We start from the raw sequence: 25,511 nt of genomic DNA on the forward strand, positions 1-25,511 counted from the left end.
GGCGTACTGTTCGGGACCCAGTTCCGGAGAGTTCTGCCCGAATTTCAAAGATGAGGTTAGACGTGTCCCAAGGTGCCCAGTATTCAACTCTTTCACCCGCGCTGGCAGTCGGCGACGACGAGCCGGACCGCAACCTCGCGCTGGAACTTGTCCGCGTAACTGAAGCCGCCGCCATTGCAGGCGGACACTGGGTTGGCTTCGGCGACAAGAACGCCGCTGACGGCGCGGCAGTGGACGCCATGCGTTCGCTGATCTCCACCGTCCACTTCAACGGCGTTGTGGTCATCGGTGAGGGCGAGAAGGATGAAGCGCCCATGCTTTACAACGGCGAGCACGTTGGCGACGGAACCGGGGCGCTCTGCGACGTGGCAGTGGACCCGATCGACGGCACCCGCCTGACCGCCCTGGGTATCAACAATGCCCTGGCCGTACTGGCAGTCGCCGAACGCGGAACCATGTTCGATCCCTCCGCAGTGTTCTACATGGAGAAGCTGGTCACCGGGCCCGAAGCCGCAGACATGGTGGACCTCCGCCTGCCGGTCAAGCAGAACCTGCACCTGATCGCCAAGGCCAAGGGCAAGAAGATCAACCAGCTCAACGTCATGATCCTTGAGCGCGACCGGCACAAGCCGCTGGTCCAGGAAATCCGCGATGCCGGTGCGCGTACCCGGATGCTGATGGACGGCGACGTCGCCGGCGGCATTGCAGCAGCCCGCGAGGGTACCGACGTCGACGCCCTGATGGGTATTGGCGGCACGCCTGAGGGCATTATCACCGCCTGCGCGGTCAAGACCCTTGGCGGAGTCATCCAGGGCCGCCTGTGGCCGACCTCGGACGAGGAAAAGCAGAAGGCCATCGACGCCGGCCACGACCTGGACCGGGTGCTCTCCACCAACGACCTGGTTACCAGCGACAACTGCTACTTCGCAGCTACCGGCATCACCGACGGCGACCTGGTGCGCGGCGTCCGCTACAAGAAGGACCGGGTGCTCACCCAGTCCATCGTGATGCGTTCCAAGTCCGGGACCATCCGCATGGTTGACGGCGAGCACCAGTCACACAAGTGGGAGTCCTACGCCCGGCTTCGCTAGGCGGGAATTCGCCCCTAAGGCATAAGCAAAGGGAGGGTCCGGCATCCGGACCCTCCCTTTCGTTTGCCTCCTGCCCGGAGTTATCAGTGATCAGCCACGGCTCAGCCCCGGCGGATTGCTGCCACTCGAGCGCCGGCCGTCGCGATCACTACGATGGCGGCTGCCGCTGCCGCCGCGACTGCGGTGGGAGTGGAGAGCAGTTCGCCGTTTACCCGGGAAACAGCGATCCAGGACAGGCCCCAGGCCAGAGCCGCCGCGGGAGCAAGGCGTCCTCGGCCGTAGAGGGCCAGCCCAACACCCACGGCTGCCGCTGCGGCCAGCACAATGAAGGCCCAGATAACCGGGTCCAGGCCGAATCCGTTGAAACCGCCGGAGGTCAGTGCTGAAGCAATGTTGGCGCAGATCGCCACGCAGACCCAGCCGAGGTACAGCCCCAGCGTGCCGTCCACAACGACGGCGCCCAGCAGGCTGTCCGGACGGCTGCGGGAGTAGCGCTTGAAAATGATCGCCAGAACCACCAGCAGTGCCGCGATCACCACAACGGAGAGGGGGACGGATCCTGCCTGCACACTCAGGATCCAGGCCGCGTTCAGGATCAGGGACGCGGCCACCAGCCAGCCCAGGCTGCGCTGGCGGGGCGTAGCCCGCTGGGAGGGGAACCACTGGTAAATGGTGTAGGCGCCCAGGCCGGTGTAGATCACGGACCAGATGGAGAACGCCGGGCTGGCAGGGGCAAGGTAGGTGGCGTCAGCGCTCAGCGCCCCGCCGGCGGCTTCGGCGATGCGGGTGCCGCCGAAGACCCCGACGCCGATCACCGATCCGATGATGCAGACGATGAAGGAGACTGTGACCGTCAGCTGCCGGGCCAGGTCGCTGCGCTGATAGGAACCCGCGACCGCCGGATCCGCAGGCGAATGACTGGATGTGTTGGGAGTCGAAGTAGCCATATTCGAGCGTAACAAAGCCTGCTTACTAATTTCCCGGGTATTTTCCGGTCCGTGGGTTTCGGCTCTATAACATCCGTGCGAGATCCCGTGCGTTCGGAGGCGGTGCCGGCTTCCACGTAGGCTAGTTGATATGACATTGAGCGTTACTCCCTGCACCGATCCGTCCCGCTGGAACGGCTTCGTTAACCAGTTCAACGGGCACCCGCAGCAGCTGTGGGGCTGGGGCAAGACCAAGGCGGAACACGGCTGGAGCGCGGAGCGGCTCCTGCTTTCCGACGGCGGGCAGGTGGTTGGAACGGCGCAGCTGCTTCTCCGGCGCCTGCCTTTCCCGTTCCGCGCACTGGCGTACATCCCGCGCGGGCCGCAGGGGGAACCCGGACGCGAAACGCAGCTGCTTGACGCCGTCGCCGGCTATGCCAGGGACAAGCATCATGCCGTGGCGCTGACCACCGAACCGGACTGGGAAGCTTCCTCCGACGCTGCCGGCCTGCTCCCCGCCGCCGGTTTCCGGCAGAGCACGAACACCATCCTGATCCCGCGCACGCTGATCCTGGACCTTCGCCTCAGCGAGGAGGATCTGCTGGCCGCGATGAGCAAGAAGCACCGCCAGTACATCCGGAAATCCGGCAGGGAAGCGCTGGAGTACCGCGCGGTGCGCCGGGAAGAAATCCCGCAGTGCCTGGCGGTGTACAAGCAGACCGCTGAGCGGGCCGGCTTCGGTATCCACGAAGACGGCTACTACCTGGACATCTTCGACAACCTCGGTGCTGATTCGCCCGTCTACGCAGCCTTCAAGGGCGATGACGTGGTGGCTTTCCTCTGGCTTTCGGCCAGCGGCTTCACCGCATTCGAACTGTACGGCGGCATGAGCGAGGAAGGCGAACGCCTGCGCGCCAATTACGCGCTGAAGTGGCTGGCCATCCGCGAGATGAAGGAACGCGGTATTACCCGCTACGACTTCAACGGCCTGCTCAACGACGGGGTATCCAAGTTCAAGATGGGCTGGGCCCAGCACGAGGACCTGCTGGCAGGAACCTGGGACAAGCCGCTCTCCCCGCTCTATCCGCTGTACAACTCCGCCCTCCCGCTGGCCAAGACGGCGCTGCGCAAGGTTCGCGGAGCTGTTGCCGGTGTCCGGGAACGGCTGGGCCGGTAGATTCCAGCTCCGGCACATCCCGGCCGCCGCGTATCCCGGCCGCCGCGTCTCCCGGCCGGGCGTAACCGCCCGGCTGGGAGACGCGCTAAAGCTGCAGGGTCGGCGCGTCCGGATCCGCTGCCGGGGCAAGCGAACCGGCAGTAACGGCGAAAGCCAGCGCGCCGTCGTCGTGCTGGGCTGAGTGGGACGCGAGTTTGGCGATCACCGGCGCCTCATCGGCGCCGATAAATGCGCAGTCGCCCGGATTGAGGATGAGATCCTGTTTTGGGGAGTCCAGCACCAGCGAGCCGCGCAGTGCCATGACGAGGGTGGGCCCGTTCTGCAGCAGGGGCACATCCGCGGCTGACATGCTGCCGGGCTCCGCGCTTTGTGCGAGTTCAAGGCGCTGCAGTGAGAACTCTGAGAACGGCGGACGGTAGATTTCCTGGCCCAGGCCTGTGCGCTGTGCCTGAAGGCGGGGGACGCCCAGCGCCTGGAAGTCGATGGTTTTCAGCAGCTCAGGCAGGTCAATGTGCTTGGGCGTCAGGCCGCCGCGCAGCACATTGTCCGAGGAAGCCATGACCTCTACGCCCAGGCCGCGCAGGTAGGCGTGGACGTTTCCCGCGGGAAGGTAGATCGCTTCGCCGGGGGAGAGGGAAGCCCTGTTCAGCAGCAGGGAAATCAGCACGCCGGGATCACCGGGGTAGTAGCCGTGAAGTTCATCCAGCTCAGCGATTGCGGGGTCCAGCTCGGATCTCTCCGCGGCGTCGAGACTGCGCACTGCGTCCGCGGCGGCCGCAACCGCTTCACGCACGTCGTCACCACCGCTGATGAGGCGGCGGAAAACCCCCTCCAGCCGTTCGGCTTCCGGACGTCCGGACTCGAGGTCCGAGGCTGTTTCGCTGAAGAGCGCGGGTACCGGCTGGCCGGCTGCGTCCACCAGCCGCGCCACGGAGCGGAACAGCCGGGCCGAATCGTCCGGCTCCCGGAAACCGCAGAGGGCCTCGAAATCAGTGAGCGCGAAGATCATCTCCGGCTTGTGGTTCTCATCCTTGTAGTTCCGGTCCGGTGCAGAGCGGTCGACGCCGGCGGCCTCCTCGGCCGCGAATCCTGCCGCGGCCTGTTCGCGTGTGGGATGAACCTGGAGCGAGAGCGGCGAGCCGGCGGCGAGGACCTTGGCAAGGAACGGCAGGGCAGGGCCGTGGACTGCCACCGTTTCACGGCCCAGCATCAGCTCCGGATCCCTGGCAATGAGCTCATCCAGGGTGGCCGCCTCCCCGCCTTTGGTGAGGACGGGAGAGGGAGCTGCGGGGTGGGCACCGAACCAGAGCTCGGCTTCCGGTTCGCCGCTGGGGTCGCGGCCGAAGAGCTCAGCCATGGCTGTACGGGATCCCCAGGCATAGGGGCGGAGGGTGCCGGAAAGCAGGTACATGTTTCTCTCTTCGGTGCCGTTCAAGCTGCGGACCGGTTACCTGGGCCCGCAGCTTTTGGAGGAGGTCGTCCTGGTCAGCCTGCGCTGCAGACGCCGTTGTTGTCCAGCAGCATGCTCAGCGTAGCCGTGTCCCCAATAGTGGCGAGTTCCTGAAGATACTCTTCGGTGATTTCCGGCTGGGCCGGCGCCGCCGGCTCGGGGACCTCAGGTTCCGCGGGAGCCTGCTGGCTGTCGGGGTTCTCCGGGCTGTCCTGTCCGATTGCACCGTCCTCGACGGGGGCCGGGGCCTCCTGCTCGGCTGTGGCTTCGGCCGCGGCGTCGGTCTCGGCGAGCATTTCCTGCACCCTGGCGTGAATGAGGGCGAAGTCGGGATAGGTGACAAAGTTGTCCGCTGCGGTGCCGAAGTCGGGAGGACCGATGGTCATCCGTTCCACCTCGTGGTTCTTGGACTTCAGGGCGAGGTCAACAAAGCTGCCCAGCTGGTCCTGCGGGATGTCTGTATGGACTACCTGCTCACCGGCGGAGGCAATTGCCTGGAAACGGGTGAGCAGCGTCGCCGGGTCCAGCTGTGCAACCATCGCCTGCTGCACACACTGCTGCCGGGCGATGCGGTGGTAGTCAGTGACGAACTCGCGCGAACGGGCATACCAAAGCGCCGTGTAGCCGTCCATGGTCTGCAGGCCGGGGGCAATCCATCCGTCCGGCGGATAGTGCCGGTTGGTGCCCGGGATTTCAGCGGCGGTGATGGGAACCCATCCTCCGACGTCGATCTTCACGCCGCCCATGGCATCAATCAGGGAGGAGAAGCCCTCCATGTCCACGATCACATAGGACTGGATTTCAAGCCCCAGGATGCCGCCGGCGGCATCCATCATTGCTTCCGCTCCAGGATCCTCCGAACCCGGGTAAAGGTCCGGGTACTGCTCGGTCACTACGGGGTAGAGGCTGTTCAGGATGCACTCGTCGCCGCAGCTGTAACCGTCGGGAAAGACCTGCCAGAGCGGGGAGTCCTGCGTGAACCGGGCGTTCTGGAAGTTCCGCGGAAGGCCAAAGGTGACGATCTGCCCGGTGTCCGCGTCGACGCTGAACACGGACATGCTGTCCGGCCGGAGGCCTGTGCGGTCGGCGCCGGCGTCTCCGCCGAGGAGCAGGAAGTTGTAGCGGCCGTCCACCGGGTCAAAGGCGGGCCCGGAAGCGAAGATGCTGTCGAAGGTCTGCCGGCTGACGTTCAGCAGCCAGGCTCCGTAACCCAGCCCGCCGCTGGTGAGTGCCATCAGCACGACCATGGCGGCTGCCACTGCCGGACGCACGTTCCGTTCCAGCAGGGGCGGGCGGATGATGCGGAAAGTGTTGAGGAAAAGCAGCGCCCAGCCCACGGCCAGCAGGGCCAGGACTGCCATGATCAGGAAGGAGCCCCAGTTGTTGGTGAAGATATTCACCAGCAGGATCCTGTTGGTCAGCGCCAGGACAGCCACGGCAATGACTGCCGCCCAGACCAGGAAAGTAACGCGCAGGGCCGTGCGGCCCAGCCGCCGGTCCCCAGCCACAATCTGTGCTGACCCGGGCAGTACCAGGGTTAGGAAGAGCAGCAGGAAAGCGCGCCTGTTGCGCAGCCGCGGCGATGCGGACTGGGGGTAGCGGACCGGGTCGGTGTACACGGAACCCGCTGCTGAAGCCGCTGTCCTGCTCATCCGGGGCCTATGCGCTTTCCGGTACCGAAGTGCGCAGCCGGGCGCCCTTGGCCATGGCGGTCTGGCGCAGTTCGCCCGCGAAGTCGATCAGTTTCTGCTGCAGGCCCGCGGCAAGGGGATCGGTGCCGGCAGCAAGCATGCGCACGGCGAGCAGGCCGGCATTGCGGGCGCCTCCAATAGACACTGTTGCTACCGGAACGCCGGCCGGCATCTGCACGATCGAAAGCAGCGAATCCATGCCGTCCAGGTACTTGAGCGGAACGGGAACCCCGATGACAGGCAGCGGGGTCACTGAGGCAAGCATGCCGGGCAGATGCGCAGCCCCGCCCGCGCCGGCAATGATCACACGGAGTCCGCGGCGGTGGGCCTCCTGGCCGTACGAAATCATCTCGGCGGGCATGCGGTGGGCTGAGACAACGTCGGCCTCGTAGGGGATGCCGAACTCGGCCAGTGCTGCTGCGGCTGCGTCCATGACGGGCCAGTCCGAATCGGAACCCATCACGATTCCGACCAGCGGCGTTTTGGCAGTGCTCATGCCTTCTCCTCATTAGGTTCGCGGCCATCGCGGATGATCGCTGCTGCGCGTTCGGCACTGCGCCGGACGGCCGGCAGGTCTGCCGTGTCCGTTCCGACGACGTTGACGTGGCCGACCTTGCGCCCCGGGCGTACTGCCTTGCCGTAATTATGGACCTTGGCGCTGGGTTCAGCAGCCATTGCCAGCCGGGTGCCGCGGTAAAGATCAGTGTTGTCAGCGCCAAGGAAGTTCTTCATGACCACAACGCCTCCCAGCACGCCCGTGCCGCCAAGCGGCAGTCCCAGAACTGCGCGGAGGTGCTGCTCGAACTGCCCGGTGACGGATCCGTCCATGGTCCAGTGCCCCGAGTTGTGGGGGCGCATGGCCAGTTCATTGATGAGGAAACCAGGCCCGCGGCCCGGGGTTTCGAAGAGCTCCGCAGCCATAACGCCGGTGACCCCTAGTTCGGCGGCGATTCGCAGTGCTGCATCGGCTGCGGCCGATGCAGTTTCGGGAGCGAGGTCCTGTGCCGGGGCGATTACCTCGTCACAGACACCGTCCACCTGGATTGAGTGCACCACCGGCCACGCCACGGACTCGCCCGCAGGAGTCCTGGCGACCAAAGCGGAGAGCTCGCGCGTGAAGGGGACCTTCTCTTCGGCCAGCAGCGGGGAACCGGTGAACCAGTCGGCAGCGGCGGCGGCAGCTTCGGCGTCGTCAATAATGCGCACGCCCTTGCCGTCGTAGCCGCCGCGCGGCGTTTTCAGGACCACGGGCCAGCCGGCCGCCTTGCCAAAATCAACGAGGTCGGCGACCGAAGCCACAGCCGCCCAGCGGGGGTTCGGCAGGCCCAGGCGATCGACGGCAGCGCGCATGACCAGCTTGTCCTGGGCGTGCAGGAGGGCATCAGGGCCCGGCTGCACGTTAATGCCCTCAGCTTGAAGCGCCTTGAGGTGCTCACCGGGTACATGCTCGTGGTCAAAGGTCAGCACGTCCACGCCGCGGGCAAACGCGAGCAGCGTCTCATAGTCGGTGTAGTCGCCGACTGCGGCGTGGGCTACGGCTGAAACTGCGGATACGTCCGGGTTTTCTGCCAGGACACGCAGCTCGAACCCGAGTTCGGTGGCCGCCGGGGCCATCATCCGGGCCAGCTGGCCGCCGCCGACAACGCCGATAATAGGAAATCTCACGAGTACAGGTTACCGAAACCGCGGGAACTTCCTGCCGTGTGTCGCCCGCGGAAGCGGCCGCCCCCGGGGTAATTCCCAAGATTGGCAGGTAAAGTAGGTTCTTTCTGCCGCGCCATCGCGCGGCAGCGACTTCGTCCGGCGGGGATCCCCGTGCGTACACGATTGGCCGCGGAGGGTCATGATCAGAACATTTATTTCCTGGCTCAGGGGACTGGCGTCTGCCTTTTGGCGCGAGGTAGCCAAGTTCGGCACTGTAGGTGCCGTCGCTTTTGTGGTGGACAACGGCCTGACCTGGATCTTCATGCACTCGGTCATGGAAGGAAGCCCGGCCAAGGCACGTTTCGCGGGCGCCACCATCGCTACCCTCTTTTCCTGGGTTGCAAACCGGTGGTGGACCTTCCGCCACCGCAGGCAGTCGAACGTGGCCCGCGAATTCGGGCAGTTCATCCTCATCAACGGCATCGGGATCGTCATTTCCACCGGCTTCACCTGGATTGCCCGCTATCCGATGGGTATCACGGACAACGGAACTCTGTTCATGGCCGGTGTCATAGGCATCGGTGTGGCCACCGTGGTCCGGTTCTTTGCCTACCGGTACTGGGTCTTCAACAACTCAGCCAGCGAGGCTGAAGCTGACGAACGTGCCATGGAGCTCACCGTGGACCCGGCGCATACGGCCGTCCCGGAACCCGCTGCGGGGGAGGCCCCGGCGAAACCGGTCAGGCCTCAAGCCGGGCAGTAACCCTTTCTGCCTGCAGCATCCGCTCAGTGGGCTCCACCCCGTCTCCGGTGAGTACAACCGCCCCGCCGCCTGCCCAGACCGAAAGCGCCTTCGCCAGGATCCCCGCAGTTCCTGCTTCAGCCGGGAGCAGCACAACCTGCCGTCCGGTCTCCGGTGCCTCCCCGGCATCAAGACCGAACCCAAGGACCCCGGCGTCCCCCGCCACGGGCTGCGCCGGTTCGCTGCGGTAGAGCGGCCCTGCCCAGGTGTCAGCGAAGGATCGGACCTCGGCGGAGTAGTCGCTCGTCCCGGCGGGCAGCGCACCAGGCCACGCCATCGCAAGTGCCGGCAGCGCTACTGCCGCAACCAGCTCTGCGCCCTGCGGCTCAGGGTTTTCGGCCGTTACCCTTACATCCACCCCCGGCACAGCCGATAGGGCAAGTGTGCAGCCGGACTGCCAGACGGCCAGGGCCCACACCAGGGTTTTCCAGTGCGCTGGAAGATCCAGCTGCACTATGGTTCCCGGTTCGGCATCAAGTTCTTCGGTCAGATAGTTGGAAGTCTTGGCAACCCAGTTGTCCAGCACCTTGCCTGAGAGCTCGACCCGTTCGGACCCGGGACCGTACCAGATCAGGGCAGGCGAGGTTGCCTGCTCGCTGCGCAGCGTGGACAGTATGTTGGGAACTGGGTTTTCCGTCATGGAATTCGCTTTCGCTTGGAAATGGATCGTGCCTTGGCGGGCAACGCCGGCGCGTCGGGAGCAAAATTCACGGCGTGGCGCGGCGCCGTGGAACGGTTCCGACTCTATAGGATGCCGAAACAGCTTGACGTGACCGTATTACACGCGTGTAATTAGGGAACGGATTTGTTCCAGCAAACCATGACCTACATGCGTTCACAGCAGGCTGATTGTCGCCTGTGTGAAGCCAGATATCCGCTGCTGGAGCATTTACACCGGGAGGACTCCATGGGGCAAGCAGAGAAGAAGCAGGGCCGGCCGGACATCCAGGCGCAGGCCTCCAAGAGCTACGGCTCGCGCGGTGTGCCCGGTGACTGGTACGTCGATCCCGCTGATCCCGAAGCTGCGGACCGCTTCCGGGAAGGCGCAGGGAGCCTGGAAGATGCGGCTACCGCCTTCCTTGCAGCGCATGAAGCCCTTGCCGGCGGCGAGGAGCAGCGCGGGGACGAACTCCTTGATCCTCCGGTTTCGCTGTTCCCTGCCCCCGCCGAGTCCGAGCAGCGTCCCGTCTGGATCGGACTGCCCGGGATCGGAGACGGCTACGCAGACGAGAGTGAACTCGGCTGGCAGGCCGACGCCCTCTGCGCCCAGACCGACCCGGAAGCGTTCTTCCCGGAGAAGGGCGGCTCCACCCGCGATGCGAAGAAGGTCTGCGCAGCATGCACCGTACGCTCCCAGTGCCTCGAATACGCACTCGCCAATGACGAGCGGTTCGGTATCTGGGGCGGACTGTCCGAGCGGGAACGCCGGCGGCTTCGAAAGCAGGCAGTCTAATTCTTTCGCACGTCCGAGTTATTGCCGTTGTGGTCGCACACAACGGCGCCGAGTACCTCCCCGAAACACTCTCCGCACTGGCGGCACAGACTCGTCCGGCGGACTTCTGCGTCGGCGTTGACGCGGGTTCCACCGACGCCTCCGCATCCCTGCTGCAGCTGGGCCTTCCGGTGGGAAGCCCTGTTACCGGTGCGCCCGCCCGCTCCGGATTTGGTGCCGCGGTCAAGGCCGGCCTCGAGCAGCTGCCCCGCCGCACTGAGCCGGACGAAGCGGCCCAGGAATGGCTCTGGCTGCTCCACGACGATTCCGCTCCGGATCCGGAGGCTCTGGCCCAGCTTCTCCGCGCCGTTGAGCTTGCACCCTCGGTGACGGTAGCCGGCACCAAGCAGGTCGAATGGGAGAACCCGCGCAAACTGATTGACGTTGGAGTCTCCGTGAGCCGCTGGGCTGAACGGCTGACCATGATCGACGTCGACGAGCTGGACCAGGGCCAGTACGACTCCCGCAGCGACATCTTCGCGGTCAACTCGGCGGGCATGCTGATTCGCCGCGATGCCTGGGACGCCCTGGGCGGATTCGACCCCGCGCTTCCCGGCACCGGCGACGACATTGACCTTTGCTGGCGCAACCGGCTTGCGGGCCACAGGGTGGTGGTGGTGCCGTCCGCGCGAATCAGGCACGCCGGAAGCCGCCCCAACTCCGCGGCCACCGCACGGGCCGCGCGGAAGGCCGAAGTCTTCCTGCGCCTGAAACATGCCCCCGGATGGCAGGTGCCGTTCCTGGCGCTGGGCGCCGTGCTGGGCGGTTTCGGCAGGTTCTTCCTCGGCATGCTCGCCAAGGATCCGGGCTACGCCGCGGGTTCGCTGGTCTCGAGCATCGCTGCCGTGCTTCGGCCGGTGGACCTCTACCGGTCCCGCCGCCGGGCTGCGGCTACCCGGAAGCTCCCGCGCAGCACAGTCCGCGGGCTGGTCACCAGTCCCCGTGAGGTTCGAGAGCACCGCCGCTCGGTCCACGAATCCGATGCCGCGGCTAACGCCTACCGGACCGACGTGCCGTCCTCCGGACCCTCCTATGAGCCAAGCGGCGACTCCCACGACGATTTCACAGCCCTTTCCGGTCCCGGGCGGACATGGTCCGGTGCCGGAGCGCTGGCCGCCGCCCTGATTCTGGCAGCCGCGTCCCTGGCCGGGCTCCACCGGCTCGTCGGAGCGCCTGCATTGACCGGAGGGGCACTGCTGCCCGTATCCGGCACGCTTGGCGAAGTCTGGGCCAGCGCCACTGGCTGGTGGGCTGAGGTGGGCGCCGGATATCCCGGACATGGAGACCCCTTCGACTACGTTCTGTGGCTGCTCGGTGCCGCCGGTTTTGGAAATGCCAACGCTGCGGTGGTGGTGCTGGTCCTCCTGGCGATGCCTCTGGCGGGACTTGCAGCGTGGTTCGCCTCGGGTGCGCTTACCCGGCGGCAAGGCCCCCGGTTCTGGGCAGCCATGGTCTGGGGCTCGCTGCCTGCGCTCCAGGTCTCCCTGGGCGAAGGACGCCTCGGCGCGCTGATAGCCCATGTGGTGCTGCCGCTGACGGTGCTGGCCATGGCACGCGCTGTCGGCGCCGGAGCACCTGCCTCCGCGGAACGGGCGGCCACAGACCCCTCGAACGCACCTCGCAAACCCGGCGTGCACGGTGTCCCCAGCTGGACCGCCGCCGCTGCAGCGGGTTTGCTCCTCGCCGTGCTCACCGCCAGCGCCCCTGCGCTGCTGGTCCTGGGCGTGCTGCTGGTCCTGGTCCTGTCACTTCGGATGGGAACCCGCGCGCGCACCCTCTGGTGGTCGTTGCTGGCACCCGCGGCACTGCTGCTTCCCGTGGTGCTCTCTGCATCCCAAAACCTCCGTGCCGTTGCCGCTGACCCGGGCGTACCGCTGGCCTTTGAACCGGCAGCCCTGTGGCAGCAGCTGCTCGGCTACCCGTCAGCCTTCGGAATCAGTGATCCCGTTGCCGGGCTGGATTTCCTCCCGGCAGGCGGACCGTGGGCACTGGTCCTGGCCGTGATCGTCGGCGGCCCGCTGGTGGCTCTTTCAGCAGCCGGCCTGTTCCTTTCCCGGCGCAGCGGAACAGCGCGCCTGGCCTGGCTCATTGCCATCGCCGCGCTGGCCCTTGCCGCAGCTTCGGGTTACCTGGCTACCGGCAGCGCAGCAGCAGCACTGGTGACTCCGTTCCCCGGCCCGCTGGTGTCCGCGGCCGTGTTTGCACTGGTATGTGCCGCCCTGCCGGCGCTGGACACACTTCTTTCTGCACGCACATCGGACTCAGGCCAGCAGCGCCGGCCGGTTACCGCCGCCGTCGTGACCCTCGCGGTCCTGCTGGGAGCAGGCCCCGCTGCGAGCCTGGCTGCCTGGACGATTCCGCAGGCAACCGGGGCAGCAACGGCTGAGGGAAGCGGGGGAGCGCAGCCCGGCCGGCAGCTCGCCGTGCGCGCCACGGAACCCCGTGTTCTTCCGGCTACGGCCGCAGACCGGGGCAACAGCCCCGACCAGACCCGTTCGCTGGTCCTCTCCGCTGGTCCCGAAGATGATGTAACGGCGACCCTTATGCGCTCGGGCGGCAGCACCCTTGACGGCCTGAACGCCGCCTATGCCGCCCGATCGGTCCAGGGTGAGCCCGGAAGCGAGACACTGGGTGCTGACGACGAAGCCACCGCAGCGCTCCGGAACGCTGTTGCCGTGATTACTGCAGGCACAGGGGTCGACCCGCGGGAGGACCTGGCCCGCCTGGGCGTTGGATTCGTAGTCCTGCAGTCCTCGGACACCGCGGCCGAACTGCTGGCGGACCGGCTGGACGCTGTTCCGGGCCTGACCGCTGTGGGCGAAACCGGGTCCGGCTGGCTGTGGAGGGTCACCGGTGCACTCGACGATCAGGGAACCGAAACGGTTGAGGGGCAGACAGCCCGCGTACGGATCGTGGACGGGGATGGCCGGACGCTGGCGCTGGTTCCGTCCCGGGCTTCCGGCGTTGACGCGGAGATCCCGGAGGGCCCCGAAGGGCGGCGCCTCGTCCTGGCTGAGCGTGCCGATACCGGCTGGCAGGCCAGCCTGAACGGGAACCGGCTCAGCCCGGCGACCGACGGCTGGGCACAGGCTTTCGACCTTCCGCCCGAGGGCGGGAACGTCACGGTCAGCTATGGCAGCGCCTGGGGACCCTGGACCGGGATCGTGCAGGTTGTCGTGTTCGGCCTGACGCTCCTCCTGGCCATCCCGACGCCGGCCCGCTCCGGCATCATCCGGCTCCCGGGCAGGCAGGGGCCGGTCCGTTCACCGGCTCCCGCCGGGAACCATGACGGTGAACCGGACAAGGACCCGGGCTCAGGCACCGGCAAAACGAAGACTGAACCTGCCCTGACCAGGGACGGACGCACCGGGGCCCGGGCACGCCGGGACAAGCCATCCCGCGGCCGGACCCGGTCCCGGGCCTCGTCGGAGAGTAAGTCCGGAACCCCGGGCGTGCCTGCCGCCAAGAACTCGTCTGAAGGAGTGCGCTGATGGCCGAAGCCAACGAGGCCACGCGTGCCGGTAACCGGATCCGCCGGTCCGCCGGCCGGAAGGCGGCTTACACCGTTTTCTCCGGCACTGTGCTGCTCGGCGTCGCCGGAGGGCTCGTAGCCGCGTCCGCCATTGCGGCTCCGGAGCGTTCGGACCTGTCTGTGCCGCCTCCGCGGACAGAAGTGCCGGCCGGAGTCCTCACCGGAGTATGTCCCGAACCCCTGCGTCTCCTTTCCGGTAGCGGTGACGGAACCGACGCCGAGTTCAGCCCGGTTTCGGAATCAGCAGCCACCGCCGTTACCACCGCCGTGGTGGGCGGAACCGGAGCAGCGCTGCCTGCTGCGGAACTCTCCGTCCTTGGGGGAGGGGAGTCCGTTGCGGCCCTGGAACCCGGAGCCGACGTACCGCTCGCAGGAGCGCGCCTCGCCGGGGTCCTGGCCAAACAAGCGGTTACCAAAGTGACGGCCTTCGAAGCTGCCCCCAGCGGCGGGCAGCAGGCGACCGCCAATGCGGTTATGGGCTACACCGCGAACGACGGCGATCTGGCCGGGCTGGCTGCCGCGAACTGCCAGACACCGGCTAATGACATGTGGCTCGTTGGGGCCAGGACGACTGTCGGTGCAACGGCCGTCCTGCGGCTCAACAATCCGTCCGGCACGGCTGCAACCGTGGACCTGGAGATCTACGGAGCCGACGGCCGGGTGGAGACCGGCGGCAGCCGCGGAATCGTGGTTGCGCCCGGTGAGACCCGGTCCATCATCCTGGCGGGCCTGGCCTCGAACCAGGAATCCGCGGCCGTGCGTGTGCGCAGCTCCGGCGGCCCGGTCAGCGCCTTCATCGAACAGACAATTCTCCGGGGACTCACCGCCGGCGGCGTCGAAATTATCGAACCGACCGCCGCGCCGTCCCCGCGCCAGGTGATCACCGGCGTCGCGCTCCAGAAGGCTGAGGACACACGCAAACTCGCGGAGCAGGACGGCTACAGCTCTGTTTCGCCGGTGCTGAATGTTGCGGTTCCAGGAACCTCGGACGCATCGGTTCACCTGCGGGTCTTTGGCCCCAAGGGAGAGGTGGAGCTCCCCGGCGGGGGAATCTTCAGCGTTCCGGCAGGGACAGTCGGGAAGATCCCGCTGGCAGAGCTGCCCGAAGGAACCTATTCCCTGGACCTCTCAGCCGACGTGGCTGTTGCAGCTGCGGCTGTGTTCAGCCGGGGCACCGAACCGGGCGAACGTGTGGAACTCGCTGTGGCCTCCGCGGATACCAGACTGGGAAGTGAACACCTGGCGGTGGCCGTTCCCGGGGGAGATTCCTCGCTGGTCTTCACCGCCCCGGACGGGGCTGCAGAGGTCAGTGTCCGCGGAATAGGAATGAACGGGACAATCCAGGAAGCCAGGACCGTGCAGGTCCCCGAGGGCCGGACGCTCACGCTGCAGCGCGGGGACATCGGCAAGGGAGAGCTCGCAGCCGTGCTGGTGAGTGCCGCCGGAGAAGCTGTTTACGGTGCCCAGCTGGTGACCGGCGAAGGCCCCGGCATCTCTGTGCTGCCGCTTCCGGACGGGGCATCCGGAACCCGCTCGGTCCAGGTTGGCATCGGTTACTAGCCGCAGCCCCGGCACAAATGCGCTAGAGCGGGCGGAAACGGCCGTAAGTAGGGTCGATCGACTCCGGATCCAGTCCCATGAGGGACGCCAGCTGTTCTACCACGACGTCGTGGATGAGTTCGTTTACCGGAACCAATCCCCGGGCCGTTGACTCAACGGGTCGCCGGTAGATGGTGATGACGGGGGGCTTGGGGCCGTTGCCCGGAGCCGAGGCTGCGAGGGGAACGTTGCCGCCGCGCCGGACCAGGTCTTCCAGCCCGTCCGGGATCTCCTGCACAACGAACTGGTAAGACTGGATGTCCTCTCCCCACAGCCTTTCCAGCCGCTGAGCAGATTCCATGACCCAGTCATCGAACCGCTCGGCCCGCGTCCGGGAACCTGCCAGGTGTGCCGGCAGCAGTTCTCCGCGCAGTCCGCGTCCGTGCCGGTTGCGCCGTCGCCTGCGGAAGGGGCGCGCTGCAGCAGGGTCCGGCTCACCTGCGCCGGACCCGCCGTCGAGCCTTATCCGATAGGAAGATCCTGGAGGCATGGCACCTACTCTAGCCCGCACCGTCCGCCACGGGGAGCCCGTCCCGCAGGTCGCCAAGGGCCCCGGCGTGGCTGCGGTGGGAGGAGAGGGCAGCGGGGTAGAGTATTGCTCCGTGGGATCCTTACGTCTTTGTTCACGTTCAGCGTGCCGGCAGGCCGCCGTCGCTACTTTGACGTACGTTTACGCCGATTCCACCGCCGTACTCGGCCCGCTGGCCACCTACGCCGAACCGCATTGTTACGATTTGTGCGAGCTGCACGCCCAGCGGCTTACCGCTCCCCGCGGATGGGAAGTCCTCCGCCTGGATCTCGGCACGCTTCCCCGCAGCCCCGGCCCCGATGAGCTCTCCGCCCTGGTGGACGCCGTGCGGGAAGCCGAGGAACAGGCCCCTGCCGAAGAACCCGCCCGGCGCAGCGGGAAACACGCCCTGGAACCACCCGCAGACCTGGCCGGCAGCCGCCGTTCCCACCTGCGCGTGCTGCGCGAAGAAGTCAGCGAACCCAGCTGACCTGCGGCTCACGGCTTCGCACGCTATAGGCTGGAGGAATCAGCCGGGGACGAACCGCGGCCTGACCCGTCAACCGTTTCGCAAGGAAGTGCCGTAGCCATGGCTAACCTGACCGCAGATCTTTTGGACACCCTGCGCTGCCCGCAGACCCACTCCCGCCTCTTGCAGGAGGGAAACGAACTCGTTTCCTCTGCTCCGGGCCCCGATGGCAAGCCGGTGCGCTACGCCATTGAGGAAGGCATTCCGGTGCTGCTGCCGGCTGCAGGGACCACGGCCGAGAACACACCGAACTGAGGATCCAAATCCAGTGAGCATCGACTTCAAAGTAGCTGACCTGTCCCTGGCCGAAGCCGGCCGCCACCAGATCCGCCTGGCTGAGCACGAGATGCCCGGGCTTATGGCACTGCGGCGGGAGTTCGGTCCCAGCCAGCCCCTCGCCGGTGCCCGCATTGCCGGTTCCCTGCACATGACGGTGCAGACCGCTGTTCTGATCGAGACGCTGACCGCGCTCGGCGCTGAGGTCCGGTGGGCTTCCTGCAACATTTTCTCCACACAGGACGAAGCCGCCGCCGCCGTTGTGGTGGGCTCAGGTACCCCTGAGGACCCGCAGGGTGTGCCCGTCTTCGCCTGGAAGAACGAAACCCTCGAGGAATACTGGTGGACTGCAGAGCAGATCCTCACCTGGCCCGAAGGCTCCGGCGGACCGAACATGATCCTGGACGACGGCGGAGACGCCACCCTGCTGCTGCACAAGGGCGTTGAATTTGAGGCTGCAGGTGCTGTCCCGGCAAACCCGGATGAAGACGACCCGGACTACGCCTACGAGTACACGGTCATCCTGGACACCCTTCGCCGGTCACTGGCCGAGGCGCCGGGGAAGTGGACCGAAATCGCCAAGGGCATCCGCGGCGTCACCGAGGAGACCACCACGGGCGTGCTCCGGCTCTACCAGCTTGCCGCAGACGGCCAGCTGCTCTTCCCCGCGATCAACGTGAACGACTCGGTCACCAAGTCCAAGTTCGACAACAAGTACGGCATCCGCCACTCGCTGCCCGACGGCCTGAATCGTGCCACGGACACACTGATTGGCGGCAAGGTCGCCGTCGTCTGCGGCTACGGTGACGTGGGCAAGGGCGCAGCCGAAGCTCTCCGCGGCCAGGGTGCACGGGTGATCGTCACGGAGATCGACCCGATCTGCGCGCTGCAGGCGGCGATGGACGGCTACCAGGTTGCCCGCCTGGAATCAGTGGTGGGCCAGGGAGACATCTTCATCACCACCACCGGGAACAAGGACATCATCATGGCCTCCCACATGGCACAGATGAAGCACCAGGCGATCGTCGGCAACGTTGGCCACTTCGACAACGAGATCGACATGGCAGGCCTTGCCCGTGTGCCGGGGATCCGCAAGGTTGAAATCAAGCCGCAGGTCCACGAATGGATCTTCGACGAAGGCAAGGACACCCAGCGCAGCATCATTGTGCTCTCCGAGGGCCGACTGCTGAACCTGGGCAACGCCACCGGCCACCCCTCCTTCGTTATGTCCAACTCCTTCGCGAACCAGACCATCGCGCAGATTGAGCTGTTCACCAAATACGGGCAGAACAAGGAAGACGGAACGCCGGAGTATGCCAACCAGGTGTACGTGCTGCCCAAGATCCTGGACGAGAAGGTTGCCCGCCTGCATCTGGGCGCACTCGGCGTCGAGCTGAGCGAACTGACCAAGAGCCAGGCCGAGTACCTCGGTGTGGACGTGGCCGGGCCGTATAAGCCGGACCACTACCGGTACTAAGACCGAAACAGCCGCGCCGTCTCCCTGCAGGGAGACGGCGCGGCTGTTTTGTTTAGGGGTTTGTCCTGCCGGGCCGGGGCTGGCGGCCGCCGGGCCTAGCCTTCATCGGTGAACGGCAGGCGGTGCAGCCGCTGTCCCAGCTGGTCGGTCCGCCGGTGCTGGGTGCTCAGGCGGACGTAGTCGCGTTCCCTCCGCTGGGAGACGACGGCGCGCAGATAGGTTTCTGGGAGGGTGCCGGCAGGAGGCGGCGGGGAAACAAAGGCGGAGACCTCGGTAGCCAGGGAAGCAGCCATTGAGGCGCGGGCCTGGGGAGCCATCCGTCCGGACTGGGCCAGGAAGCGCGAGACCCGGCGGGACAGCGGGTCGGGCAGGCGTCCAATGTCTGCCAGGCCGGCCCACGGCTCCAGCTCCGCTGGCATTGAAACCGTTGGGGGAGGCGGAGCCTTGACCCGTTCCCGCATGGCATACGTTCCGGCCAGCATGTCACCCAGCCGCTTGGACTTCTCATTGAAGACGGCAACCACAAAAGCCAGCGAACCAGCCAGCATGTAGATTTCCAGCACGGCCAGGATTCCACGCGTGAAGGCCTGCCGGAACCGAATCGCGCCGCCGTCGTCCCGCACGATCCGCAGGCCCATGATCCACCTGCCCAGCGACTTGCCGCGGGTCAGCGTCTCCACGGTCACCGGGATCACCAGGATCAGGAGCACCACGGAAACCAGCAGCAGCGCCCGGCTCAGCGCCGGATCCAGTGCGCCCTCCAAGGCATTGCCGAGTACCAGGAAAAACAGTAGAAGCAGCACCAGGACCTGCGAAACGACGTCGATCAGGACGCTCAGCGCACGGGCCGCAAACGACGCAGGGCGCAGCTCCAGGACAACGGCCTCACCAGTCACTACCGTGCTCATGCCTGTCCTGCTCCCGCTCCGGTACCACCCTGCATCTGTCCGGACCCACTTTACCCATGCGCACCGGACGACGCCGCGGCCGGCCAGGCACCCACCAGCAGCGGCCGCTCCGGTTAGGGTGGAAGCGTGGACTTGGATGCCTTCGCCGCCGTACACAGCCAGGACTGGAAGCGGCTTGATGAACTGATTGCCCGGCGCCGCCTCAGCGGAGCCGAAGCAGATGAGTTGCTTCAGCTATATCAGCGTGCCTCCACACACCTGTCCGTGATCCGCTCCGTGGCGCCGGAAGGTGCGCTTTCTGCCGCCCTTTCAATGCGGTTGTCCCGGGCCAGGACAAGGTTCACCGGTGCCCGTTCGAACTTCTTCGAGGACCTGGCCGGCTTCTTCGTCTATTCACTTCCGGCTGCGTTCTACCGTGTCCGGATCATGACCGTGGTGATTGGAGCCGTGTTCATCCTCGTCACGGTCCTGAGCGCGCTCTGGGTGGTGAATACCCCCGGCGTGCTGGCCGCCATGGGCACCGACGCCCAGCTGCGCCAGTACGTTGAATCCGACTTCGTCAGCTACTACTCCGAGAACCCTGCGGCGTCCTTTGCCGGCATGGTGTGGACCAACAACGCCTGGATTGCGCTTCAGGCGGTGGCCTTCGGCGTCACCGGCATCTGGGGACCCTACATCCTGTACCAAAACGCCGTAGGGGTGGGCACCGCCGCGGGAACCATGGCGTCCTTTGACCAGCTGGGTGTGTTCTTCACCTACATCCTTCCGCATGGCTTTATGGAGCTGACGGCCATCTTCATCGCTGCCGCCGCCGGCCTGCAGATCTTCTGGGCCATGATTGCCCCCGGGCCGCGCACCAGGATCTCGGCACTGGCCCAGGAGGGCCGGTCTCTGATGACGGTGGCCCTGGGCCTGGTGGTGGTCCTGTTCATCTCGGGACTCGTGGAGGGTTTCGTGACCCCCAGCGCACTGCCCGCCTGGCTGCGCATCAGCATCGGTGCACTGGTCCTTGCCGCGTACTGGGCGTACACGCTGATCCTGGGAAAACGCGCCTACCAGGCCGGCCACCGGGGCGACCTGCTGGCCCGGGACGCCGGCGAAGCCACCGTCCGGTCAGCCTAGGGCGCCTGGCGAACAGAAAGCAGTTGGCAGGACTCGCCGGGTACTCCTTCGGCTCAGGGACCGGTGGCCGGTAGTGTCTATGAAGGACGAAACCGGACACACCCCCACCACACCCGGTGACTTCAAACAGGATTGGGATGAGAGACGAAGCAGTGGCAAGCCAGGACCATGACCCCACCACGGAAGGCGCCTCCACGGGCGAGACGCCGGACGGGCGCGGCACAGGCCCGTCCGACGCCAGCGAGACGATAGTCAGCGGCAGCCATGCCGCCGCCACGACCGGCGGCCCCCAGGATCCGGCCCAGCACGACGACTGGGATGCGGAGTTCGCAGGCCTGGCCGGCGCTGCCCCGGAAGATTCCAAAGCCGCGGCCGGTTCCGAAGCTCCGGACCAATCCAAAGCCGCGGCCGGTTCCGAAGCTCCGGCTGAAGAAGCGGCCGGAAAGCCGGTAGCCGGTGATTTGGAAGGTGCAGAAGGCTCAGCCGGCGGCATGGCCGCCGCGGGCAAGGATATGGCCGACGCCGGTGCCCGCCGGCGGGCAGCTGAGCCCGAGCCACTTGCCGAGACCGGCACGGGCGAAGGAGCCACCGCAGCCAAACCCGGCTCCAAACGCGACGAAGTCCCCGGCGGACATCCGTCCCTTCCGCAGCGCAGCACCCTGCCCATGCGGGCGGCAAGCACCATGCCGGACCTCAACCGGTTCAAGGGCGAGGATAAGTCTGACGCCGTCGGGAGCACGCCGGAACCGGAAGCAGAACACACTCAGCCAGCCCCGCATCCCACAGAGGCAGCGGGAGGCCCGTGGTACGGTCCCGGCGACGCCGCTGAAGCTGCCGCGCCGAAAGCCCCTGCCGCGGACCCGGTTGCAGAGGATCCCGCCATTTCGACTGAGGAAGCTGCACGCCGCAGTGCCGAGCGGGAACGCGCTGCCACAGCCAAGCCGGTTTTGGGCAGGGTTATCCAGGTGGCTATCGCCGTCTTCTTCCCGGTCATGCTCCTTGCCGCAGCCATCCGTGCCGTCGCTACCCCGCTCTTCCTCTGGGTTGAGTACAACCGGCCCGGTTTCCCGGTGGACAGCTTCGGTTTCAGCTCCGAGGACCGCCTGACGTACGGCTCCTACGCCGTGGATTACCTGCTGAACTTCGCCTCACCGCGGTACCTGGGCGACCTTGTAACGCCCGACGGCGATCCGCTGTACCTCGCCAGCGAGGTCTCCCACATGGCCGACGTCAAGACCGTGCTGACCATCGCTTTTGTCACAGCGCTGGGCATGGCCCTGCTCAGCCTTGCAGGCGGGGTGTACCTGGCCCGCCGCTGCCCGGGCGGCATCCGCCGTGCGCTGTTTGCCGGCGCCGTCGCCACGCTGGCGCTCATCGCAGGACTGCTCGTGGCCGCTGTGCTGGCCTGGGAAGAGTTCTTCACCATGGTGCACACCATCTTCTTCTCGCAGGGCAACTGGACCTTCCGGCTCGATGACACGCTGATCCGGCTTTTCCCGGCACAGTTCTGGATGGACGCCGGAGGCGCCATTGCAGGCATTGTGCTGCTGGTGTGTGTGCTGGTCATGATCTTTACCTGGCCCACCAGGAAACGCCGGGAGCGTTCCCGCCTGGCGCGCGAAGAGGCCCGGCGCCGATACCTCGAGTCACTCGAGGGGATCTAGCCGGCGCAGCGCAAAACTGCCGAGTACAAGACACAAACAACCAGTACAAGACACAAAACAAGCAGGGCCTGTATTCGACCGAATACAGGCCCTGCCTGTTTTGGGCGGGGGTGCTACTTCGTGTAGAGCTTCTCCACCTCAGCGCTGAAATCGGCGATGACAGCCTGGCGCCGGAGCTTCAGGGTGGCCGTGACGTGTCCTCCTGCCAGGGAGAAGTCCTGCGGCAGGACGGTGAACCGGCGGATCTGTTCGGCGCGGGACACCGTCGCGTTGGCGGCATCAACGGCTTCCTGGACCTGGGCCAGGACCAGGGGGTGGTCCGCCGGCGGGGTCTTAGCCGGGTCGACGCCGTTTTCACGCGACCACGCGGCCAGAGCCTCGTCGTCGAGGGTTACCAGGGCACCCACGAACGGGCGGCCTTCACCGACCACCACAACCTGGGAGACCAGCCGGTGTTCCCGGACTTTCTCCTCCAGCGGGCCGGGGGCAACGTTCTTGCCGCCCGCCGTGACCAGAAGGTCCTTCTTGCGGCCCGTGATGGTGAGGAACCCGTCGCCGTCGAGCTCCCCGATGTCCCCGGTGTGGAACCACTCACCGCTGAAAGCGGCAGCCGTGGCGTCGGGATTGCGGTGATAACCGCTGAAGACTCCGACACCGCTGACCAGGACTTCTCCGTCCTCCGCGATGCGGACTGCGTTGCCCGGCATCGGCAGGCCCACGGAACCCACACGGGTGAGGGGAATTGTGTTCACCGATGCCGGGGCGGTGGTTTCCGTCAGGCCGTAGCCTTCCAGGACGGCTATCCCGGCACCCCGGAAGAAGTGTGAGAGCTGGGGGCTCAGCGGACTGGCTCCGGAAATGGCAATGTCCATCTGTCCGCCGAAAGCGGCGCGGACCTTGGGATACAGGAGGCGGTCGAAGGCAGTGTGGCGCAGCCTCAGGGCCAGGGACGGGCCGCGGCCGCCGCGCGCTTCACTGTCCAGTGCGCGCGAGTACGCAACGGCAGTGGCAGCGGCAGACTCAAACAGCTTGCCCTTTCCTGCGGCCTGGGCCTTCTCTTCGGCTCCGGCATAGATTTTCTCGAAGACCCGCGGCACCGCGAGCAGGAACGTCGGCCGGAAGGTACGCATATCCTCGGCCAGGGCAGCGGCTCCGGAGCTGTGGCCCACCGTCACTCCGGCGGCGAGGCAGCCAACCTGCACTGCGCGGGCCAGGACATGGGCCAGGGGCAGGAACATGAGTGTCCGGGCACCCGGGCGTTTCAGCATTTCCGGCAGCAGCTCAATGACATTGACGGCGAACAGGGCGAAGTTGCCATGGGTGATGCCGCATCCCTTGGGCCTGCCGGTGGTCCCGGAGGTGTAGACCAGGGACGCGGTGTCGCTCAGGCGCCGGGAGGAACGGACCGCTTCGAGTTCCGCATCCGTTACTCCGGTACCGGAGGCCGCCAGAGCCGAAAGCGAATCGGTGCTGTTTCCGCCCGTGAGCATCCAGACCTGCACCGAACGCTCGGCAGCCGCAGCACCGGCAGCAACAACGGCGGCCTTGTTCCCGTCACCGGCGAAGACGATCCGCGCGCCGGAGTCGGACAGGATCCACTGGACCTGGCTGGGGGAGGACGTCTCGTAAATGGGAACCGTCACGGCACCGGCGAACCAGATGGCCAGATCCACAACGGTCCATTCGTACCGGGTTCCGGACATAACCGCGACGGTGTCACCGGGACGGACGCCCTGGGCGATGAGGCCCTTGGCGGTCTCGGTGACCTGCGCCAGGAAATCGGCCGCGCGTACGTCTTCCCATTCGGCACCGTTCTTCCTGGCATACAGCGCCAGATCCGGGGTCCGGGCAGCCGTAGCCAGAAGCAGATCGGTGATATTGGAGTCTTCCGGGAGCTCCACGAATAATCCGGTGGAGGATTCGCGCACGGGACCTCCCTTTCTGTGCGAGCACATTGCGTTGAGACCTAGATCCAGCTCGGCATCCAGATGCGGAGCCGCCAATCAGAATAGGGGATGATTTCCGCCGTCCAGACTGGATAGAAGAAAGCCGAGACAAGAACCACAGCCAGCAGGAACAGCGCTGTGATAAGTGCCCCGCGACGCCTCCGCAGCGGTGGATCAGCTGCCCGGCCCAGAACGAGGCCCAGGGTGAAAGTCAGCGCCAGGACCAGGAACGGCAGGAAAGAGACGGCATAGAAGTAGAACATGGTCCGGTCCGGAAAAGCGAACCATGGGAGGTAGCCGGCAGCAATGCCGGACAGTACCGCGCCGGCACGCCAGTCCCGGCGGCCCAGCCAGTAGGCCAGCAGCACACCCAGGCAGAGCAGAGCAGCCCACCAGATCAGGGGGTTGCCCACAGACGTGATGGCGGAGGTGCAGGTGTCCGCGCCGCAGACGGCGCCGTCCGGACTCTCATAGAAGAAGGACGTAGGGCGGCCCAGGAACAGCCAGGTCCAGGCACTGGCCTCATAGTTGTGTTCCGAGCTCAGCGAATTGTGGAAGCTGTAGGCGCTGCGGTGGTATTCGGCCAGTGACCGGAGGGGATCCGGGACCCAGCCCAGCGCCCCTGCCGGGTTGGATTCCGCCCATTGCCTCCCGTAGCCCCCGCTGGAGACAAGCCAGCCGGTCCAGGTGGCCACATAAGTGCATGCTGCCAGCGGAATGAGGGTGAAGAAGGCAGGGACGCCGTCCTTGAGCAGCCCTGCGGGCCAGTTCCGGATTCCCGCGGTCCGCCGGGCGCTGACGTCCCAGAGCACAGTCATCAGGCCGAAGACGGCCACAAAGGCCAGTGCCGACCATTTGGTGCCGACTGCAAGCCCCAGGCAAACTGCCGCAACGAGCCGCCAGGGCCGCCAAAGCAGCCATGGGCCGGTCCGCAGCACCGCTGCATCGGGGATGCTGCCCGGGGGCCGGGCCAGCTTCCGCGCCAGTCTGCGTCTGCCGTCGTCGCGGTCCAGCAGCAGGGCACCGAAGGCAGCCAGCAGCCAGAACGTCAGGAAGATATCCAGCAGGGAGGTGCGGGAGAGGACAAGATGGTGACCGTCGACGGCGAGCAGCAGCCCGGCCACTCCGCCAAGCAGCGGCGACTTAAACAACCGGTAGGCGATCAGCGCCAGCAGGAGGACTGTCAGGGTGCCGGTCAGGGCCGCTGAAAACCGCCAGCCGAAGCTTGAATCGCTGCCAAACAGGGCCATGCCGAAGGCGATCATCCATTTGCCCACCGGAGGATGCACTACATATTCGGGGCCTTCCAGCAGTACGTCCTGCCGGCCGGAGGTGAAGGATTCGTTGGCGCCGTCGGGCCAGGCCCGTTCATAGCCGGAGACCAGATAGGAATAGGCGTCCTTGACGTAATAGGTTTCGTCGAAGACCAGAGTGCCCGGCTCATCCAGCCGGACAAAGCGCAGGACGCCGGCCAGCAGGGCCGCACCGAGTGCCGCGCCCCAGGCCCAGTAGCGCGACGGAAGTGCGGCACCCAGGAGCCGCTCACGAAGGGACTGTTCGGTGAAAGCCTGTGCCGGTGCCTGAACCCGGGCTGCCCTCTCGGGGGCCGGGGCAGAAGGCAGGGACACGGTCACGCGCTCAACTCTATAGCCTGTCGCGTAGGGTTGAAGGGTGAAC

21 protein-coding genes are annotated in these 25,511 nt (G+C 66.4%); 11 read left to right on the forward strand and 10 right to left on the reverse strand.

The window, feature by feature from the left end; genetic code table 11:
* Nucleotides 1-50: 50 nt before the first annotated feature.
* Complete coding sequence (gene glpX, locus AO716_RS07035; RefSeq protein ID WP_055240249.1) at nt 51-1,091, forward strand: class II fructose-bisphosphatase; 1,041 nt, start codon at nt 51-53, stop codon at nt 1,089-1,091.
* A gap of 101 nt (nt 1,092-1,192) precedes the next feature.
* On the opposite strand, the gene AO716_RS07040 is transcribed toward glpX, so the two are convergent.
* On the reverse strand, nt 1,193-2,038 hold the full coding sequence (locus AO716_RS07040) for a tryptophan-rich sensory protein (RefSeq protein ID WP_229780284.1): 846 nt from the start codon (nt 2,036-2,038) through the stop codon (nt 1,193-1,195).
* Between the two features lie 130 nt (nt 2,039-2,168).
* Here AO716_RS07040 and AO716_RS07045 point away from each other — a divergent pair, with 130 nt between their 5' ends.
* Nucleotides 2,169-3,194 (forward strand): lipid II:glycine glycyltransferase FemX, encoded by a 1,026-nt coding sequence (locus AO716_RS07045; RefSeq protein ID WP_055240250.1) that lies wholly within the window; start codon nt 2,169-2,171, stop codon nt 3,192-3,194.
* Nucleotides 3,195-3,279: 85 nt separating this feature from the next.
* On the opposite strand, the gene manA is transcribed toward AO716_RS07045, so the two are convergent.
* From manA to AO716_RS07065, 4 genes are all read right to left on the reverse strand, one after another.
* Nucleotides 3,280-4,605, reverse strand: a complete 1,326-nt coding sequence (manA, locus tag AO716_RS07050) for a mannose-6-phosphate isomerase, class I (RefSeq protein ID WP_055240251.1) — start codon at nt 4,603-4,605, stop codon at nt 3,280-3,282.
* Between the two features lie 74 nt (nt 4,606-4,679).
* The gene (locus AO716_RS07055) at nt 4,680-6,296 is read right to left on the reverse strand and encodes an LCP family protein (protein ID WP_055240252.1); all 1,617 of its coding nucleotides are present in this window, start codon (nt 6,294-6,296) and stop codon (nt 4,680-4,682) included.
* Between the two features lie 7 nt (nt 6,297-6,303).
* Entirely contained in the window at nt 6,304-6,831 is a 528-nt protein-coding gene (purE, locus tag AO716_RS07060) for a 5-(carboxyamino)imidazole ribonucleotide mutase (protein ID WP_055240253.1), read from the reverse strand.
* Nucleotides 6,828-8,000, reverse strand: coding sequence for a 5-(carboxyamino)imidazole ribonucleotide synthase (locus tag AO716_RS07065; protein ID WP_082413400.1), 1,173 nt, complete (start codon nt 7,998-8,000; stop codon nt 6,828-6,830). Before AO716_RS07065 ends, purE begins: the two co-directional genes overlap by 4 nt.
* Nucleotides 8,001-8,178: 178 nt before the next feature.
* On the opposite strand from AO716_RS07065, the gene AO716_RS07070 reads away from it, so the two are divergent.
* Nucleotides 8,179-8,742 (forward strand): GtrA family protein, encoded by a 564-nt coding sequence (locus AO716_RS07070; protein WP_082413401.1) that lies wholly within the window; start codon nt 8,179-8,181, stop codon nt 8,740-8,742.
* Here AO716_RS07070 and AO716_RS07075 read toward each other — a convergent pair.
* Complete coding sequence (locus AO716_RS07075; RefSeq protein ID WP_055240254.1) at nt 8,720-9,421, reverse strand: TIGR03089 family protein; 702 nt, start codon at nt 9,419-9,421, stop codon at nt 8,720-8,722. The two genes, AO716_RS07070 and AO716_RS07075, sit on opposite strands and share 23 nt — an antisense overlap.
* 267 nt (nt 9,422-9,688) lie before the next feature.
* Here AO716_RS07075 and AO716_RS17720 point away from each other — a divergent pair, with 267 nt between their 5' ends.
* The 3 genes from AO716_RS17720 to AO716_RS07090 are packed head-to-tail and all read left to right on the forward strand — an operon-like array spanning nt 9,689 to nt 15,365.
* Nucleotides 9,689-10,234, forward strand: a complete 546-nt coding sequence (locus AO716_RS17720) for a WhiB family transcriptional regulator (RefSeq protein ID WP_082413402.1) — start codon at nt 9,689-9,691, stop codon at nt 10,232-10,234.
* Nucleotides 10,235-10,263: 29 nt separating this feature from the next.
* On the forward strand, nt 10,264-13,764 hold the full coding sequence (locus tag AO716_RS07085) for a glycosyltransferase family 2 protein (protein WP_082413403.1): 3,501 nt from the start codon (nt 10,264-10,266) through the stop codon (nt 13,762-13,764).
* Nucleotides 13,764-15,365, forward strand: a complete 1,602-nt coding sequence (locus tag AO716_RS07090) for a DUF5719 family protein (RefSeq protein WP_055240255.1) — start codon at nt 13,764-13,766, stop codon at nt 15,363-15,365. Before AO716_RS07085 ends, AO716_RS07090 begins: the two co-directional genes overlap by 1 nt.
* A 22-nt stretch (nt 15,366-15,387) precedes the next feature.
* Here AO716_RS07090 and AO716_RS07095 read toward each other — a convergent pair whose 3' ends face one another.
* Nucleotides 15,388-15,894 (reverse strand): metallopeptidase family protein, encoded by a 507-nt coding sequence (locus AO716_RS07095; protein WP_082413404.1) that lies wholly within the window; start codon nt 15,892-15,894, stop codon nt 15,388-15,390.
* A 112-nt stretch (nt 15,895-16,006) separates the two neighbouring features.
* Between AO716_RS07095 and AO716_RS07100 the strand changes: the two genes are divergently transcribed.
* The 3 genes from AO716_RS07100 to ahcY all read left to right on the forward strand — a co-directional run bounded on the left by AO716_RS07100 (nt 16,007) and on the right by ahcY (nt 18,194).
* The gene (locus AO716_RS07100) at nt 16,007-16,402 is read left to right on the forward strand and encodes a DUF3499 domain-containing protein (RefSeq protein ID WP_055241964.1); all 396 of its coding nucleotides are present in this window, start codon (nt 16,007-16,009) and stop codon (nt 16,400-16,402) included.
* A 99-nt stretch (nt 16,403-16,501) separates the two neighbouring features.
* Nucleotides 16,502-16,696 carry a Trm112 family protein gene (locus AO716_RS07105; protein WP_055240256.1) on the forward strand — a complete coding sequence of 65 codons (195 nt, stop codon included), beginning with the start codon at nt 16,502-16,504 and terminating at the stop codon, nt 16,694-16,696.
* A gap of 13 nt (nt 16,697-16,709) precedes the next feature.
* Nucleotides 16,710-18,194: an adenosylhomocysteinase gene (ahcY, locus tag AO716_RS07110; RefSeq protein ID WP_055240257.1), complete on the forward strand. Its 1,485-nt coding sequence runs from the start codon at nt 16,710-16,712 to the stop codon at nt 18,192-18,194.
* Between the two features lie 95 nt (nt 18,195-18,289).
* On the opposite strand, the gene AO716_RS07115 is transcribed toward ahcY, so the two are convergent.
* Entirely contained in the window at nt 18,290-19,102 is an 813-nt protein-coding gene (locus AO716_RS07115) for an RDD family protein (RefSeq protein ID WP_055240258.1), read from the reverse strand.
* A 126-nt stretch (nt 19,103-19,228) separates the two neighbouring features.
* Here AO716_RS07115 and AO716_RS07120 point away from each other — a divergent pair, with 126 nt between their 5' ends.
* Complete coding sequence (locus AO716_RS07120) at nt 19,229-20,224, forward strand: stage II sporulation protein M (protein WP_200907603.1); 996 nt, start codon at nt 19,229-19,231, stop codon at nt 20,222-20,224.
* A 137-nt stretch (nt 20,225-20,361) separates the two neighbouring features.
* On the forward strand, nt 20,362-21,888 hold the full coding sequence (locus AO716_RS07125; RefSeq protein ID WP_055240260.1) for a DUF1461 domain-containing protein: 1,527 nt from the start codon (nt 20,362-20,364) through the stop codon (nt 21,886-21,888).
* A 113-nt stretch (nt 21,889-22,001) separates the two neighbouring features.
* On the opposite strand, the gene AO716_RS07130 is transcribed toward AO716_RS07125, so the two are convergent.
* Nucleotides 22,002-23,816, reverse strand: coding sequence for an AMP-dependent synthetase/ligase (locus tag AO716_RS07130; protein ID WP_055240261.1), 1,815 nt, complete (start codon nt 23,814-23,816; stop codon nt 22,002-22,004).
* A 38-nt stretch (nt 23,817-23,854) separates the two neighbouring features.
* Complete coding sequence (locus tag AO716_RS07135) at nt 23,855-25,468, reverse strand: dolichyl-phosphate-mannose--protein mannosyltransferase (protein ID WP_055240262.1); 1,614 nt, start codon at nt 25,466-25,468, stop codon at nt 23,855-23,857.
* Nucleotides 25,469-25,511 lie beyond the last annotated feature (43 nt).

Origin of the sequence: Arthrobacter sp. Edens01 (genome assembly GCF_001307035.1) — a bacterium.
Classification (GTDB): Bacteria; Actinomycetota; Actinomycetes; order Actinomycetales; family Micrococcaceae; genus Arthrobacter_B.